We start from the raw sequence: 13,075 nt of genomic DNA on the forward strand, positions 1-13,075 counted from the left end.
ATAATTAAGAAGTTTGAAGTAAGTCTTAATTTTCAAAACAGCTTCAATGTAAGCGCAAGTCTGTTGACTTTTTCACGTATTACTTCAGTAACAACCTGCTATTTTCACCTAAGTTTTTTATTTAGGTAAACAATGTAATGGCAAAGAAACAAAAAATAGCCAGCTTAGAGTTTGCACGTATCATTGCGATGCTTGCGATTGTGGGTTTGCATTGCCAGATGGCACTGACGTACTGGCAGTGGAATGGGATACCATGGGTTGGCTATATGCTCAACCAACTGGCTCGTTTTGCTGTTCCGCTGTTCTTTCTCATCTCGGGTTATCTAATCCAGCCGAAGTTGAGTCATTCACCTATCGATACTCTTAAGAACTACGCCAAACCGTTAATGAAGGTTTGGCTCATTTGGAGCATGATCAGTTTACTGATGCCATTCCAATGGCAGACGGTCGCTGAGGCTGGGTATCTCGCCGAAAGGCAAGGTTATTGGGGGTACTTAATGTCAACCCCGATCAATTCACTCATCGAAGGCGGACTCGTTCATCTGTGGTTTATTCCGGCTCTGGTCATTGCCGTAGCGTTAATTGCCTTTCTCGTGCATATCAATATGGCGCAACTGATACTGCCAACCGCAGTATTGCTATACATATACGGGGCCTTTGCTGGCAGTTACGCGACCATTACCGACCTGCCAGCGCCTTTCTTTACTCGTAACGGGCCTTTTTTCAGCACGTTGCTAGTTGCTCTAGGTTATTTCGCACGAGAAGCGCAGTGGCGGTGGTCGAGAAACAATACGATTCGATGCATTATTCTTGGCATGGCACTGCATTTTGGTGAAGCTTACTGGCTGATGCAACATGACATCGCTTTCAACTCGCACGACTTCCTATTCGGTACCGTTATCTGGGCTGTAGGTGTCTTTATGTGGCTTTTGGCTCACCCTCATTTTGGCGACATGCCTTGGGTCTTCAAACTATCTCCTAGCGTGTTAGGAATATATGTTAGCCATCTGCTTATCATAATTGTCATGATGAATGTCGCTGGATTTATCGGGCTGCAACACCTCGCGAAAGATGTGTTTATTTATCCTGCAACGATTGTTGCAACCATACTGCTTGTGAAAGCAATTGACACTTCACCGTTGAAAAAATGGCTCCTACGCTAAATGCATTCAGCTCTAGATATAGCTAGCTTTAACTCAAAAGGGTTAGAGCTAGCCAGTTAAAAATGAGATTTCTCTCTCACTGACCAATTTTTGACTTTCTAATCCTTCAGAATTTGCTTTCACTCACAAAAAACATTGTTCATTTCCTTTAAATTGGCTCGACTATTACAACATTGCTCATTAAACGGAGGCTGTATGTGGGCAGGTCAAGGACTCGTTCCTTTTTTAGAGATTAGTCACTGGTTAACTTACGGTTTATATGCCGCTGCGGTTTTATTCGGCGCAGCAAGCATTGCGTCACTCAGAAAATAGTGGCGCACACTATCATTTCCTAACTCCTACTGTTAATTCGAGCTCTCTCACAACTAACTCATTCATTTGTGGCTAATATTTCTCCAACCAGACAAAGGAGAAATGTCTATGCCAATCTATCCAATTGTGGCTTTCTGCTGTTTGTTGTTCTCTAGCGCCACCTTTGCTGCATCAACCAATGAACTGAACCTCATTAATTCTGGTGTCGGTTACGCGGCTCTGATTATCTTTTCGATCGCTTACATACTGGTTATGTTGGAAGAGTATCTGAAAATGAGAAAATCCAAGCCAGTGCTGCTCGCTGCTGGGTTAATTTGGATTCTGATTGGCTACACCTTTGCTCAGCACAACCAGCCTGAAATCGCCAAATCCGCACTAGAACACAACTTGTTGGAATATGCCGAGTTGCTGCTGTTTTTGCTCGTGGCGATGACTTACATCAACGCAATGGAAGAACGCAAACTCTTCGATGCCTTACAGGCGTGGATGGTTGGTAAAGGTTTTGGATTCAAAAAGTTGTTCTGGCTGACGGGGTTTCTCGCTTTTGTCATTTCACCGATTGCCGATAACTTAACTACGGCCCTTTTGATGTGCGCTGTAGTGATGAAAGTCTCTGGTGATAATCCTAAGTTCGTCAATCTTGCTTGTATCAACATTGTTATCGCAGCCAACGCTGGCGGTGCATTCAGCCCATTTGGGGATATTACAACCCTGATGGTGTGGCAAGCTGGTCATGTCAGCTTTGCTGAGTTCATTCCGTTGTTTGTACCGTCATTGGTGAACTACTTGGTTCCCGCGTTTTTGATGTCACTGTTTGTTCCAAACACAAAACCGAATACGATTCACCAACACGTTGAGCTAAAACGCGGGGCAAGGCGTATTGTCGCATTATTCATTCTGACTATTGCCACTGCGGTCTCTTTCCACGCCTTGCTGCACTTCCCACCCGTTATGGGCATGATGATGGGCTTGGCGTACTTACAGTTTTTCGGATATTTTTTGCGTCAAACTCTTAAACACTCACTCGCAAAAAAAGCAGCTATGGCAATTGCCAATGGCGATGATCAGGCATTGAAGCGCTTAGGCTCAGTGGTTCCGTTTGATGTGTTTCATCGTGTGTCTCGAGCCGAATGGGACACCTTGTTGTTCTTCTACGGTGTTGTGATGTGTGTTGGCGGTTTAAGTTTACTTGGCTACCTCGAACTGGTTTCAAACGTCATGTACACGCAATGGAACCCAGTCTGGGCAAACGTGATGGTTGGTGTCCTATCTGCAATCGTTGATAACATTCCGGTTATGTTTGCTGTACTGACCATGGAACCAAGCATGTCGATGGGCAACTGGCTACTGGTCACATTAACCGCAGGTGTCGGGGGCAGTTTGCTTTCCATTGGCTCCGCGGCAGGCGTCGCTTTAATGGGAGCTGCGCGTGGACAATACACCTTCTTTGGCCACCTAAAGTGGGCTCCCGTCATCGCCTTGGGTTATGCCGCCAGTATTGCGGTACACTTGTGGATGAATAGCGGCTTATTTACTTAAAAGCACCGATAATCAGGCACTTAAATCGCAATATAACCTAGCGGTCAGATGGATGGTTAACGCCATCCATCACTTCAATCGCTCCCAACTCATATGGGTTGACGCCCTCTAAGCAGCCGACATTATAGCCATACTCACTCGGGTCAGAACGACGCTGATGGTGCGTATAAATACCGCACTCGCCACAGAAAAAGTGCTTCGCAGTGTGTGTATTAAATTGATACTGCTTCAAGACGTCTTCGCCTTGCATAATACGAATACCGTTCAAAGGTACAGATGCGACAATCGCGCCACGACGTCGACACATAGAACAGTCACACCGTCTCGGTTTCTCAATACCATTGGGTAACGCCAGTTCCAACTCAACTTTTCCACAGTGGCAACTCAGTCGATGTAATGTGTTGATTTGGGTGTTGCCAACTTTCTTAATCATAACTTTTCCTTGTTGTTTTTCTATCTGTGTACATTATGTTAAACAGGTTAATATCATCATAATCTCGTCCAAAAACTCGACATCCATCACTTTTCGCGACATTTTATTGGCCGATTTGTTAGTTGCTATTTTGGCGACTGTCTATCGCGTCCGTGAGACGTATTATCTCCGGCGCGGTTTTTAAACCAAGGAAATTAATTTATGGACAAAGATCATAGCCTAAGAGAGAACCTCTTGGCTCTGACGCTCGGCAGTGCGTTGGTGTCACTTGGGGTGATATTTTTTAGCAAAGTAGGATTGCTCACTGGCGGTACGGCTGGTTTGGCGATCTTCCTAACCAAAGTGAGTGACTTCAGTTTTGGTCAGATATTTTTCGCTCTTAACCTCCCTTTTTATATTTTATCTGTGATGCGCATGGGTTGGCGCTTCACTATCAATACCTTTATTGCGGTTTCGATTGTCTCTTTTGCGGTCGATCATCTGCATCATGTGATTGAGATTTCACGAATCGAACCTCTCTATGCGGCACTTTTGGGTGGTGGGCTGATTGGAATCGGTATGTTGGTAATTTTCCGTCACAAAATGAGTTTGGGTGGCTTTAACATTCTAGCGTTGTACCTTCAGGAACGTTTTGGAGTTCGAGCGGGTAAAGTTCAAATGGGGTTAGATTGTGCCATCGTGGTGATGTCACTGTTCATTGTAGATGTGCACCTTATCGCTCTATCTGTTCTAGGTGCCATCGCTACGAACTTGATTTTGGCGATGAACCATAAACCAGGACGATACCAAGCAAAAGCGCAAGCAGCATAATCATCGCTGCATAGTCAACAACCCTAAAGCCCCCAGCCAGTCGCTCGGGGCTTTTTCATTCAACGCTAAGATCACGTCAAAGAGCTCGTTTTGCAGTGCTGCTGCATCTCTTCATCCAATTTAGCTTTATATTTCTGGCTAAGATGGAAGTGTACTTGCATCAACAAGTCATGTGCGTGGAACAGCTCAAACGCGTCGCTACCATTTTGCTGACAAATAGCCTCACAGCGCTCAGCATGCACTTTGGCTTCTTGCGGTTTATCCGCTTTAAGCAAGCTCATCGCTAAGCGATACTCTGCGCGCTCTTCTTGCATCCAACCCCCTGCTACTTTCCAATAGTCTAGCGCGAGTGTCGCTGCTTCTAACATCTTCGATTTTTCCATGCACGTGCGCTCAGCCAGCGCTTCGTACTGACATGCTAAGTTGTTTGCAGTGATCGCGATAGCGCGCGCTAATGGCCCTTCTGCATCGTTCGGCGTCATTCCTAACGCTGCCTTCACCAACCATTGACTCGCCAGTTCAAGCTGAACAAGTGCAGAAAGTTCATTCGAAATCAAAGCGTAAACTCGGCGTTGTTCTTGCTCTTCCAATAATTCCATATTGTCAGTGCCATCTACGAAATAGCGCACAACGGCAATACTGCGTTGAAATGCCAAACTCTCGGCAACCTTGCGTTCATCAAAGTGCTCTAAACAAGTAAGAAACTGTTCTGGGCACTGGAGATGCCCAATAGCGGTATGCAGCATCAATGCGAATATTCGCTCGATTTGGGTAACGTCTTCCACCTCGCTCAGAGCCGTTTCTAGCTTAGCATAAACTTGTTCGGGATTTTCCTCGTGATGCTGCCAACACTCACTTATGAAGGCATCAAAATCCGTTTTGAAAGGCATGTCCTTATTGTCCTTCTTCTATTCGTATAACGATTATGAAACTCTACACTATCGTTACCCCTGTGTAGCACGCTTAATCCCAATATGAGAATCGCTTCACTTAAAGCGGTGTACCTTGCTCCAGCGCGAGCAAACGTTGCTTGCGCTCCACTCCACCTGCATATCCAGTCAGTTTTCCGCTTTTGCCAATAACGCGATGACAAGGTACCACGATAGAAATCGGATTCTTCCCATTTGCTAACCCAACAGCACGCACAGCTTTAGGGTTACCTATCGCATTCGCAAGATCTTGATAGCTCCACGTTTCCCCATATGGAATGGTCGTTAGTGCCTGCCAAACTTGATTTTGAAAATCAGTGCCTGTCGCTGCAAGGGGCAAGTCGAATTCGTTGCGCAGACCAGCAAAGTATTCATCCAGTTGGGTGACAGCTTGGCGCAAAACCGGATGCTGCTCGTCTCGCACTCCCAGCTCACTAGGCTTAGTGGTGCATGTTTCAAACCAAATGCCAAGCAAGCCCTCAGCGTTCGATTGGATAGTCACCGTTCCTAGTGGACTCGGCATTTCGGTATAAAATGTTTTCATGATTGATTCCATAAGTGAAACGTCGCGTAGCTTCCCCAAGGGGCCGCAGTGTGCGTATTCAGTGATGGGTAACGCTGCATCGCCTTTTTCACCACTAAGTCTTTATCTAGAAAGCAATCGGGTTGAGATTGCCCTCGCAGTTGAGCATAACTGACGGTCCAAGGTCCAATGCCTTTCAAAGCTAGCCACTGCTGGGGGTCAGCTTCTGAGTTGTCCTGCATAAACTGAGCGAAGCGCACTAGCGTCTCTTTACGACTTTGCGGCATGCGCAAAAAGCTCACGTCGGCGTTTGCAATATCACTGGGAGTCGGGAAAAAACGTTTTTCTGACTCACCACTAAGTGTGGCCACCAATAAGTTAAGTTGACCAATCGCAGCTTTAACCGACACTTGCTGGCCTAAAATCGCTCTAGCCCCTGCTTCCCATGCATTCCATACACCAGGAATACGAATACCTTTACTCGACACGAGCCCAGGCGCGACATACTCCAAATGCTGCTCAACAGTACAAATATCAGCGTCAAGATCGAACATACGACGAATGTCAGACACCAAGTTTTGCAGCTTCGTTACGTCTTCAATTTCAAACGCCAGTTCTAAGTATCCTTCACCTTTTGTCGCTTTAAACCAGGCTTTGCTGTCATCCAAAAAAACGTTGCGCTGATAACTCTCATCACTCACCAGCTCAACCCCCTCAACCGCTCGCAAACGATAGAAGTCCAACATGTGCGACCAATTCAACTCACCTCGATAAGGTAAGGCAATTCGATTGCAACCCGCACCATCAAACTCTTTACGGCGTACTTGAGAAGGCGTTAGTTTGAGAAACTTTTGAAAAGCATCGTTAAAGCGGCGCGTACTGTTAAAACCTGACGCAAACCCCACGTCGGTGACCGACATAGAGCTGGAGTGAAGCAACTGTTTGGCGAACATTAGTTGCTGATATTGCGCATACTGCTTGGGTGACATACCTAGATACTGCTCAAACAACATACGTAAGTAACGGTCAGAAATCCCAACACGCTCAGCCAACTCAGACACCGAATGGTGATGCAACTCCCCTCTATCAATTAACGAAATCGCTCGTTGAAAGGTCGTCTCGACACCTTTCCATGCCCAAGATCCAGGCGCGCTATCAGGTCGACAGCGTAAACACGGACGGTACCCTGCTTGAAGGGCTTGCGTCTTATCAGCGAAATACTCAACATTTTCTTCTTTAGGCAAATTTGCCGGGCAAATCGGACGACAAAAGATTCCCGTTGTTTTTACCGCCACATAAAATCGCCCATCAAAACGACTGTCTCGCGCGACTCGCGCCTTGTGACACTGCTCGAAGGTCAGTGAGGTATGGGGGTGAATAAACATAGTGCTTTCCTTGCTCATGCCTTTTGTCATTTATTGTTCATAGGCATCGTTCAATATAGTGTTATTGTAGCTTGCTTAAGCGCCCACAATTAGCCATTTTCGGAACTCAATATTGAGATTTATTGGCATTAGCGCTTTTGTACACTAAAGTTAGATCCAGAACATCACAACAACGTCGGCTAAAGGGAATTGGCATGGACTTACATACTTGCGTAATTGTATTAAGAAACCAAAAGGTTATTACCAGTAAATCCGTAGATCATTCTATTGGAATTATCGAACGAGACTCAGATAACGAGATCTCAGAAATTCAGATTAATGCGACGGATGGACGTAATATTCGAACTTATCACTACAACAATGTAGAGGAGTCATTAGAGAGCTTAATGAACCTCTGACGGTTTTCTTTAACACACCTTTCTCCCTTGTTAAAAGCGAAAGCAATAGAGCACAGTACATGTGCTCTTTTTTTTGTTTAACAGCAAAAATGTTTATCGAAAATAATGACAGACCTTGATTTAAAACAGAAAATAATCGGCAAATAAACACCCGAATATAAAAATCAAGACATTGATTTAAATAAATAAAAACCAATCATTCAATTTTTTAGAACGAGTTTATCAAAATCCTCCCGTTATTTTTATGTTCGCCTCTACCTAAACTGTTCTCAACAGCACGGGAGCACACGCTTCCCACTCATTGAAAAGAGTCAGAGGACAGAATCATGAAAGCACTATTACAGAAAATTACCACATCAAACGCAGGTTACAGCGCACTATCACTTCGCGTTCCAATCGGCATTATCTTTATGGCGCACGGCGCACAAAAACTATTTGGCTGGTTTGGTGGCTACGGCCTAGAAGGCACAGGTCAGTGGATGGCATCTATCGGTTTAGGTCCTGGCGTACTCATGGCGTTACTTGCGGGCAGCGCAGAGTTCTTTGGCGGCTTGTTCATTTTACTTGGTCTGCTAACTCGACCAGCAGCGGTTGCTTTGGCGTTCACGATGGTGGTAGCGATATTCTCTGTCCACTTTGAGAATGGCCTGTTCATGGCAAACAACGGTTACGAGTTTGGCTTAGCATTACTGGCAGCAAGCGTTTCTCTGGCGTTCTCTGGCGCAGGTAAAGCAGCGTTAGATAACTTTTTAAACAAAAAGCTCTCTTAAGGAGGCCTTATGATTACGGTAAGACATGCAGCAGACCGAGGTCGAGCAAACTCTGGCTGGCTTGATAGCAAACATACGTTTTCTTTTGGTAGCTACTACGATCCTCAACATATGGGCTTTTCTGAGCTGAGAGTCATTAATGACGATGTAGTCAAGCCTGGCGCGGGTTTTGATACACATGGCCACCGTGATATGGAGATCATCAGCTATGTGTTGGAAGGTGTTATCGCACACAAAGACAGTGAAGGCAACGTCAAAACACTACCTGCAGGTGAATTCCAACTCATGTCGGCAGGGAAAGGGATTTACCACAGTGAGTACAATGCATCGAACCAAGATACGCTGCGGTTTCTACAGATTTGGATTCAACCGAACACATTTGGAACCAAGCCAGGTTATCAGCAAAAAGATTTTGGTCGCAATCCTGGGTTAACGACTATCGCAACTCCAACTGGAGAAAACGTCACGCTACTTATTAAGCAAGATGCGACTTTGCATCAGTTAATTCTTGAGCCAAGTAGCGAACTAAACTTTGAGATTGAGTCGGGCCGAAATCTATTCATCCATCAAGTGACTGGGAGCCTTAGTGTCGACAATACCACTTTGACGGCTGGCGACGGCGCGAAGGTTGAACACCAGAGTAAGGTTGTTTTGCGCAATACATCAAACGAAAGCACAACAGCCCTGTTGTTTGACTTACCATAACTATCGATTCATCGAGATAAAAACAAAGCCGCCTTGATTTCTCAAGGCGGCTTTTTCGTTTTTCTGACTTTTCATTCAACGCTATTCGTCGGAAGTGCCAGAACCAATTTGCTGAAAACTGTAAGCGGTCAGTGGATCGATCTCTTTGACAATTTCTTCCACTTGCTTAATCGCGTCTACAGACGAGCTAGCTTTACGATAGCTCAAATAGATAGGGCGACACCAATCTTCTACTCCAGACACCTTGTGAAGCTGCCCATTAGCGATAAATGGCTCCACGAGAGAGATTGGTAAGTACGCGGCTCCACCCTTCTCTAAAATAAAGTCCAATGCGATACGCGCTGTTGAAGTGCGTAAATATGGAGCCGGAATCTTAGGGTGACGTTCAGAATGCTCTGAGGAGAAACGCGTCCCCCAGTCAACGTACACATATTTGTTTTCGAAAACGGTGTCTAAAGAATCTTTCTCAGTTGATACCAGAACGAGAACAACATCTGCCACTTTTTTACAGTTAAGCTCATCAGCTTTGATCTGATCGAACGCAAATGCCATATCTAACGTGCGCTCTAGCAAGCTACGACTGAGCATCTCACGTCCCATCACTTCTGCCATGAAGCCATAACCACCAAACGAATCTGTGACGACACTTAAACAATTCTGTAAATAAGCGTCCCAAATGTTTGGCGTGCCACCTAACGTTAGTTGCAGCGCTTTGCCATCTTCAAGCGATAATTCTAGCTTCGCTTGTTGCAATGTAGTGACCATTACCTCGGCATAGCTGATTAAGCGCTCACCTGCAGAGGTCAACTTTATGTTATTTCGATCACGAATAAACAATTGCGTATCGAAGTAACTTTCCAATTGTTTGATACGTGCGCTCACAGCGGCTTGGGTAATATAAAGGTTCTCAGCAGCACGTCCGAAGTGACGAACTCTTGCCAGCTCTAAAAATGTTCGAAAGACTTTTACATCCATAAACCATCTCCTGGTTAATATAAAACCAGATTAACAACTAATTAAAATCATGACGACAAAAAAGTTTTGTTTTTCTTTTGTTAGATTTAAGCCTAATTTTCGCCGTAAGTTCACTACATTCATCAATAACGGTTACAGAGGCTGTTGACATGTCTGACACTGAATTCCGTCATGGCAAAAAACGTTTTTACGATAACGTAAAATTCCCACGCGGCTTTGCAAAGTCTGGCGATTTTACTCTTTCAGAAGAGGAAATCCTAACAATTTATGGGGATACAATGCTTGGCTTAGAGTCAGGCGAATTAACACCTGAAAACAGCGAAGAGAAACACTTCATCAAGGTGTTAGAAAACCCGGGCAAAGCAAAAACAAAACTTGAGCGTACGTGGCTAAAGTACACCCAACTTGCTCGTGGTCGCAAGCGCTTCCATACGCTAAATGGTCGTAACAAGCCTGACGCCACAGAAGAATACATTGAAGAGAGTTTGGTTGAAGACGATTAATAACCAATAACCTAGTTCTCGCCTTTTTCTAGCAGTAGGCGAAAGCTCGTTTGACTTTACTGAGCGAGCAAGACAAGCTCATTTCTTCTCCTAAAGCCCAAGGGGGCATTCTCCCAAGGGCTTTTTTAATATTTGGGTGATGACCGTTTACTTGGCGAGCGTCGCAATCTTTTTCAGAAAGCTCTCTTTCAAATGCTCTTGGTCATATTCCAAGTGATAGGTGTTGTGGAAGCCAATTTTTAGCTCAACACCATTCCCTCTCAAGAAAACGTTGTACCCATCGTAGTCAGAAAACGCTTCTACACCTTCATACATTTTACCAAATTCGGTTGGCGTACCGTTGTTCATCACACATTCGTAAGCCTGTAGTACTTTGCTCGGATCTAACTCATTTTTCATACCGAATTCCTCACTGGTTTACACATTTCAATTATGGTTAAAGAATGAGCGCCATGCCATATCTAACCCATAATATTTGAAGTTCGTGTGCGATTTCGCACTCTGTAGGTTGTTAAAAAACAAGGTTAAGTGCGAAGGCAGAACTTAATTTAGATCATAAATTTTATCTATTGATTCGTCAGTTTCATAATGCAATTTCTTTGTAAAAAATCGTCTTATAAAAGCATTTAGATATAAAAATCGTCGACAAAACCAACATTGGTTAAAGAAAAAGCAAAATTTTGACCTAAAACAATAGCAGTTCGCTATTACTTATTTTATAATGCGAATTAATGTTTCAGTACATCGTTAATTCCAATAACTAGGGGCACAAAATGAGACTTATCCCGTTAACTCGAGCAGCACAAGTAGGTAAGTGGGCAGCTGCGCATATCGCTAAGCGTATCAACGACTTTAAACCTACTGCTGAGCGTCCATTCGTTCTGGGTCTACCAACTGGTGGCACTCCTCTAGCAACCTACAAAGCCCTAATCGAGCTTTACCAAGCCGGCGAAGTCAGCTTCAAAAACGTCGTGACTTTTAACATGGATGAGTACATTGGCATCCCTGCGGATCACCCAGAATCTTACCGCTCGTTCATGTACAACAACTTCTTTAATCACATTGATATTCAAGAAGAAAATATCAACCTACTGAACGGTAACACAGACGATCACGACGCAGAATGTAAGCGTTACGAAGACAAAATTAAGTCTTACGGCAAGATCAACCTGTTCATGGGCGGCGTGGGTAACGACGGTCACATCGCGTTCAACGAGCCAGCGTCATCTCTTTCTTCTCGTACTCGCATCAAGACCCTCACTGAAGACACTCGCATTGCGAACTCTCGCTTCTTTGACGGCGATATCAACCAAGTGCCTAAATACGCGCTGACTATCGGTGTTGGTACGCTTCTAGACTCAGAAGAAGTGATGATCTTGGTCACTGGTCATAACAAAGCTCAGGCACTTGAAGCAGCCGTGGAAGGTTGTGTAAACCACCTATGGACAGTTTCTGCTCTTCAACTTCACCCTAAAGCGGTGATCGTATGCGACGAACCAGCTCAACAAGAACTGAAAGTGAAGACAGTGAAGTACTTCTCTGAGCTAGAAGCAGAAAACATCAAAGGCTTTTAACCCATAGGATGGCAGCCTAGAAACACACTAAAAATACAAAACCCGTGTTGAACACGGGTTTTTTCTTATCTGAACAGCGGGCTTAAGTCGTCAATAAGCTTTAATACCAAACTGACGAAGACGCTTAGGAAGCACTTCATCCAACTTGTCTAGTTCACTCGGTTCGACTTCGATAAGATTGAAATGATGCTGCTCATAAACAGTACGAATGGTCTCACGGTCGGCCTGAGCCATCTCCCCATCGTCACTTCCCCAAAATTGCAAATAGACTTTGCCACCTGGCAAGTAAAAATCGCTAGTGACATCTTGGTCAATCGGCAACTGACGCTCATAAGCGTGCACAACACCAGCCAAGTACAGCCAGTTGTCGATGAGCAACTCCCCCTTAGAGCGCACGTAATGCCCATCTAATGTTCGGTGCTTGGCTTCAAATTTTTGGCGAAAGCTTGAGTACGATTTATCCGTAGAATGTGACTCCGCGTCTTGCCCTAAAAACTCAATGACAGACTGCTTAAGACGCTTGTTACGCATCACCACATCGTGCCATACGACAAAGGTATTTTGTGTTTCTTTATCGGTTCTTTGCTGCCCACCAGCGCGCACACCAGCTTCTGTGACACTCCATCCCTCTTCGGATTTGGTCAACCAACCCAGTTCACTCAAAAGCTGGTTCATGCGCTTCGCATTCAATTTCAGCTTTTCACCCAGTTGTGTCGCGCTCAATGTTTTCCCTGAGCTGGGAGTCAGCTCAATATGTAAGTTGGTCGGCCAAACGATGAACTGGCCAAATTTAGGGTGATCCACATACTCACCGCCAAACTTTGCCCCTTCTTCGGTCAAAATCCACTTTTCATCTTGGCGAACGATGTAGCCTGCACGTTTGAGATCGGCAAACAGCAGCTTAGCTTCTACCTTGCGCATTTTCGCTAATGCCGACGTCGATATTTTTTCAGACATGTGGGTACCTCATGCTGCTGCAAAATTGAACACTATGTCGTCATAGTAACGCATTGATTTCACGGCTTGAAGTCAGGCAAACAAGATTTCGTGTTACAA

General features: G+C 44.8%; 15 protein-coding genes. 8 read left to right on the plus strand and 7 right to left on the minus strand.

Translation table 11 applies throughout. The annotated features are described in order from the left end of the window. The first annotated feature begins 137 nt into the window (after positions 1-137). Positions 138-1,163, plus strand: a complete 1,026-nt coding sequence (locus R7O03_RS14375) for an acyltransferase (RefSeq protein WP_213905602.1) — start codon at positions 138-140, stop codon at positions 1,161-1,163. Between the two features lie 420 nt (positions 1,164-1,583). Beyond that, entirely contained in the window at positions 1,584-3,014 is a 1,431-nt protein-coding gene (gene nhaD / locus R7O03_RS14380) for a sodium:proton antiporter NhaD (protein WP_262645757.1), read from the plus strand. 37 nt (positions 3,015-3,051) lie between these two features. Here nhaD and R7O03_RS14385 read toward each other — a convergent pair whose 3' ends face one another. After that, a complete protein-coding gene (locus tag R7O03_RS14385; protein ID WP_053308033.1) occupies positions 3,052-3,447 on the minus strand; it encodes a GFA family protein in 396 nt (131 codons plus the stop codon). 201 nt (positions 3,448-3,648) lie between these two features. Between R7O03_RS14385 and R7O03_RS14390 the strand changes: the two genes are divergently transcribed. Then, positions 3,649-4,257: a YitT family protein gene (locus tag R7O03_RS14390; protein ID WP_225473566.1), complete on the plus strand. Its 609-nt coding sequence runs from the start codon at positions 3,649-3,651 to the stop codon at positions 4,255-4,257. A gap of 71 nt (positions 4,258-4,328) precedes the next feature. Here R7O03_RS14390 and R7O03_RS14395 read toward each other — a convergent pair whose 3' ends face one another. The 3 genes from R7O03_RS14395 to R7O03_RS14405 all read right to left on the minus strand — a co-directional run bounded on the left by R7O03_RS14395 (position 4,329) and on the right by R7O03_RS14405 (position 7,094). Beyond that, on the minus strand, positions 4,329-5,147 hold the full coding sequence (locus tag R7O03_RS14395; protein WP_225473568.1) for a hypothetical protein: 819 nt from the start codon (positions 5,145-5,147) through the stop codon (positions 4,329-4,331). Positions 5,148-5,247: 100 nt separating this feature from the next. Next, on the minus strand, positions 5,248-5,730 hold the full coding sequence (locus R7O03_RS14400; RefSeq protein WP_005374431.1) for a methylated-DNA--[protein]-cysteine S-methyltransferase: 483 nt from the start codon (positions 5,728-5,730) through the stop codon (positions 5,248-5,250). After that, a complete protein-coding gene (locus tag R7O03_RS14405) occupies positions 5,727-7,094 on the minus strand; it encodes an AlkA N-terminal domain-containing protein (RefSeq protein ID WP_031780807.1) in 1,368 nt (455 codons plus the stop codon). The genes R7O03_RS14400 and R7O03_RS14405 overlap by 4 nt, the downstream gene beginning before the upstream one ends. A gap of 194 nt (positions 7,095-7,288) precedes the next feature. Between R7O03_RS14405 and R7O03_RS14410 the strand changes: the two genes are divergently transcribed. The 3 genes from R7O03_RS14410 to R7O03_RS14420 all read left to right on the plus strand — a co-directional run bounded on the left by R7O03_RS14410 (position 7,289) and on the right by R7O03_RS14420 (position 8,967). After that, positions 7,289-7,492, plus strand: coding sequence for a hypothetical protein (locus tag R7O03_RS14410; RefSeq protein ID WP_017633816.1), 204 nt, complete (start codon positions 7,289-7,291; stop codon positions 7,490-7,492). A gap of 326 nt (positions 7,493-7,818) precedes the next feature. Next, positions 7,819-8,262 carry a DoxX family protein gene (locus tag R7O03_RS14415; RefSeq protein WP_005374434.1) on the plus strand — a complete coding sequence of 148 codons (444 nt, stop codon included), beginning with the start codon at positions 7,819-7,821 and terminating at the stop codon, positions 8,260-8,262. A 9-nt stretch (positions 8,263-8,271) separates the two neighbouring features. Next, a complete protein-coding gene (locus tag R7O03_RS14420; RefSeq protein WP_318131795.1) occupies positions 8,272-8,967 on the plus strand; it encodes a pirin family protein in 696 nt (231 codons plus the stop codon). Between the two features lie 81 nt (positions 8,968-9,048). Here R7O03_RS14420 and R7O03_RS14425 read toward each other — a convergent pair whose 3' ends face one another. Next, positions 9,049-9,942, minus strand: coding sequence for a LysR family transcriptional regulator (locus tag R7O03_RS14425; protein ID WP_005374436.1), 894 nt, complete (start codon positions 9,940-9,942; stop codon positions 9,049-9,051). 149 nt (positions 9,943-10,091) lie between these two features. On the opposite strand from R7O03_RS14425, the gene R7O03_RS14430 reads away from it, so the two are divergent. Next, positions 10,092-10,445 carry a DUF413 domain-containing protein gene (locus tag R7O03_RS14430; protein ID WP_005374439.1) on the plus strand — a complete coding sequence of 118 codons (354 nt, stop codon included), beginning with the start codon at positions 10,092-10,094 and terminating at the stop codon, positions 10,443-10,445. A 147-nt stretch (positions 10,446-10,592) separates the two neighbouring features. On the opposite strand, the gene R7O03_RS14435 is transcribed toward R7O03_RS14430, so the two are convergent. Further along, on the minus strand, positions 10,593-10,844 hold the full coding sequence (locus tag R7O03_RS14435) for a DUF3081 domain-containing protein (protein WP_005374440.1): 252 nt from the start codon (positions 10,842-10,844) through the stop codon (positions 10,593-10,595). A gap of 374 nt (positions 10,845-11,218) precedes the next feature. Between R7O03_RS14435 and nagB the strand changes: the two genes are divergently transcribed. Continuing rightward, a complete protein-coding gene (nagB, locus tag R7O03_RS14440) occupies positions 11,219-12,019 on the plus strand; it encodes a glucosamine-6-phosphate deaminase (protein ID WP_005374441.1) in 801 nt (266 codons plus the stop codon). A 90-nt stretch (positions 12,020-12,109) separates the two neighbouring features. Here nagB and R7O03_RS14445 read toward each other — a convergent pair whose 3' ends face one another. Next, entirely contained in the window at positions 12,110-12,976 is an 867-nt protein-coding gene (locus R7O03_RS14445; protein ID WP_213912022.1) for a glycerol kinase, read from the minus strand. Positions 12,977-13,075: the final 99 nt, after the last annotated feature.

It is taken from the genome of Vibrio sp. Vb2960 (assembly GCF_033337665.1).
GTDB lineage: Bacteria > Pseudomonadota > Gammaproteobacteria > Enterobacterales > Vibrionaceae > Vibrio > Vibrio alginolyticus.

What these genes read in the sequence shown, in the direction of transcription:
- R7O03_RS14395 (WP_225473568.1), bottom strand. Translation starts at nt 5,147, where the DNA reads ATGCCTTTCAAAACGGATTTTGATGCCTTCATAAGTGAGTGTTGGCAG.
- R7O03_RS14400 (WP_005374431.1), bottom strand. Translation starts at nt 5,730, where the DNA reads ATGAAAACATTTTATACCGAAATGCCGAGTCCACTAGGAACGGTGACT.
- R7O03_RS14420 (WP_318131795.1), top strand. Translation starts at nt 8,272, where the DNA reads ATGATTACGGTAAGACATGCAGCAGACCGAGGTCGAGCAAACTCTGGC.
- R7O03_RS14390 (WP_225473566.1), top strand. Translation starts at nt 3,649, where the DNA reads ATGGACAAAGATCATAGCCTAAGAGAGAACCTCTTGGCTCTGACGCTC.
- R7O03_RS14430 (WP_005374439.1), top strand. Translation starts at nt 10,092, where the DNA reads ATGTCTGACACTGAATTCCGTCATGGCAAAAAACGTTTTTACGATAAC.
- R7O03_RS14445 (WP_213912022.1), bottom strand. Translation starts at nt 12,976, where the DNA reads ATGTCTGAAAAAATATCGACGTCGGCATTAGCGAAAATGCGCAAGGTA.
- nhaD (WP_262645757.1), top strand. Translation starts at nt 1,584, where the DNA reads ATGCCAATCTATCCAATTGTGGCTTTCTGCTGTTTGTTGTTCTCTAGC.
- nagB (WP_005374441.1), top strand. Translation starts at nt 11,219, where the DNA reads ATGAGACTTATCCCGTTAACTCGAGCAGCACAAGTAGGTAAGTGGGCA.
- R7O03_RS14405 (WP_031780807.1), bottom strand. Translation starts at nt 7,094, where the DNA reads ATGTTTATTCACCCCCATACCTCACTGACCTTCGAGCAGTGTCACAAG.
- R7O03_RS14415 (WP_005374434.1), top strand. Translation starts at nt 7,819, where the DNA reads ATGAAAGCACTATTACAGAAAATTACCACATCAAACGCAGGTTACAGC.
- R7O03_RS14410 (WP_017633816.1), top strand. Translation starts at nt 7,289, where the DNA reads ATGGACTTACATACTTGCGTAATTGTATTAAGAAACCAAAAGGTTATT.
- R7O03_RS14375 (WP_213905602.1), top strand. Translation starts at nt 138, where the DNA reads ATGGCAAAGAAACAAAAAATAGCCAGCTTAGAGTTTGCACGTATCATT.
- R7O03_RS14425 (WP_005374436.1), bottom strand. Translation starts at nt 9,942, where the DNA reads ATGGATGTAAAAGTCTTTCGAACATTTTTAGAGCTGGCAAGAGTTCGT.
- R7O03_RS14385 (WP_053308033.1), bottom strand. Translation starts at nt 3,447, where the DNA reads ATGATTAAGAAAGTTGGCAACACCCAAATCAACACATTACATCGACTG.
- R7O03_RS14435 (WP_005374440.1), bottom strand. Translation starts at nt 10,844, where the DNA reads ATGAAAAATGAGTTAGATCCGAGCAAAGTACTACAGGCTTACGAATGT.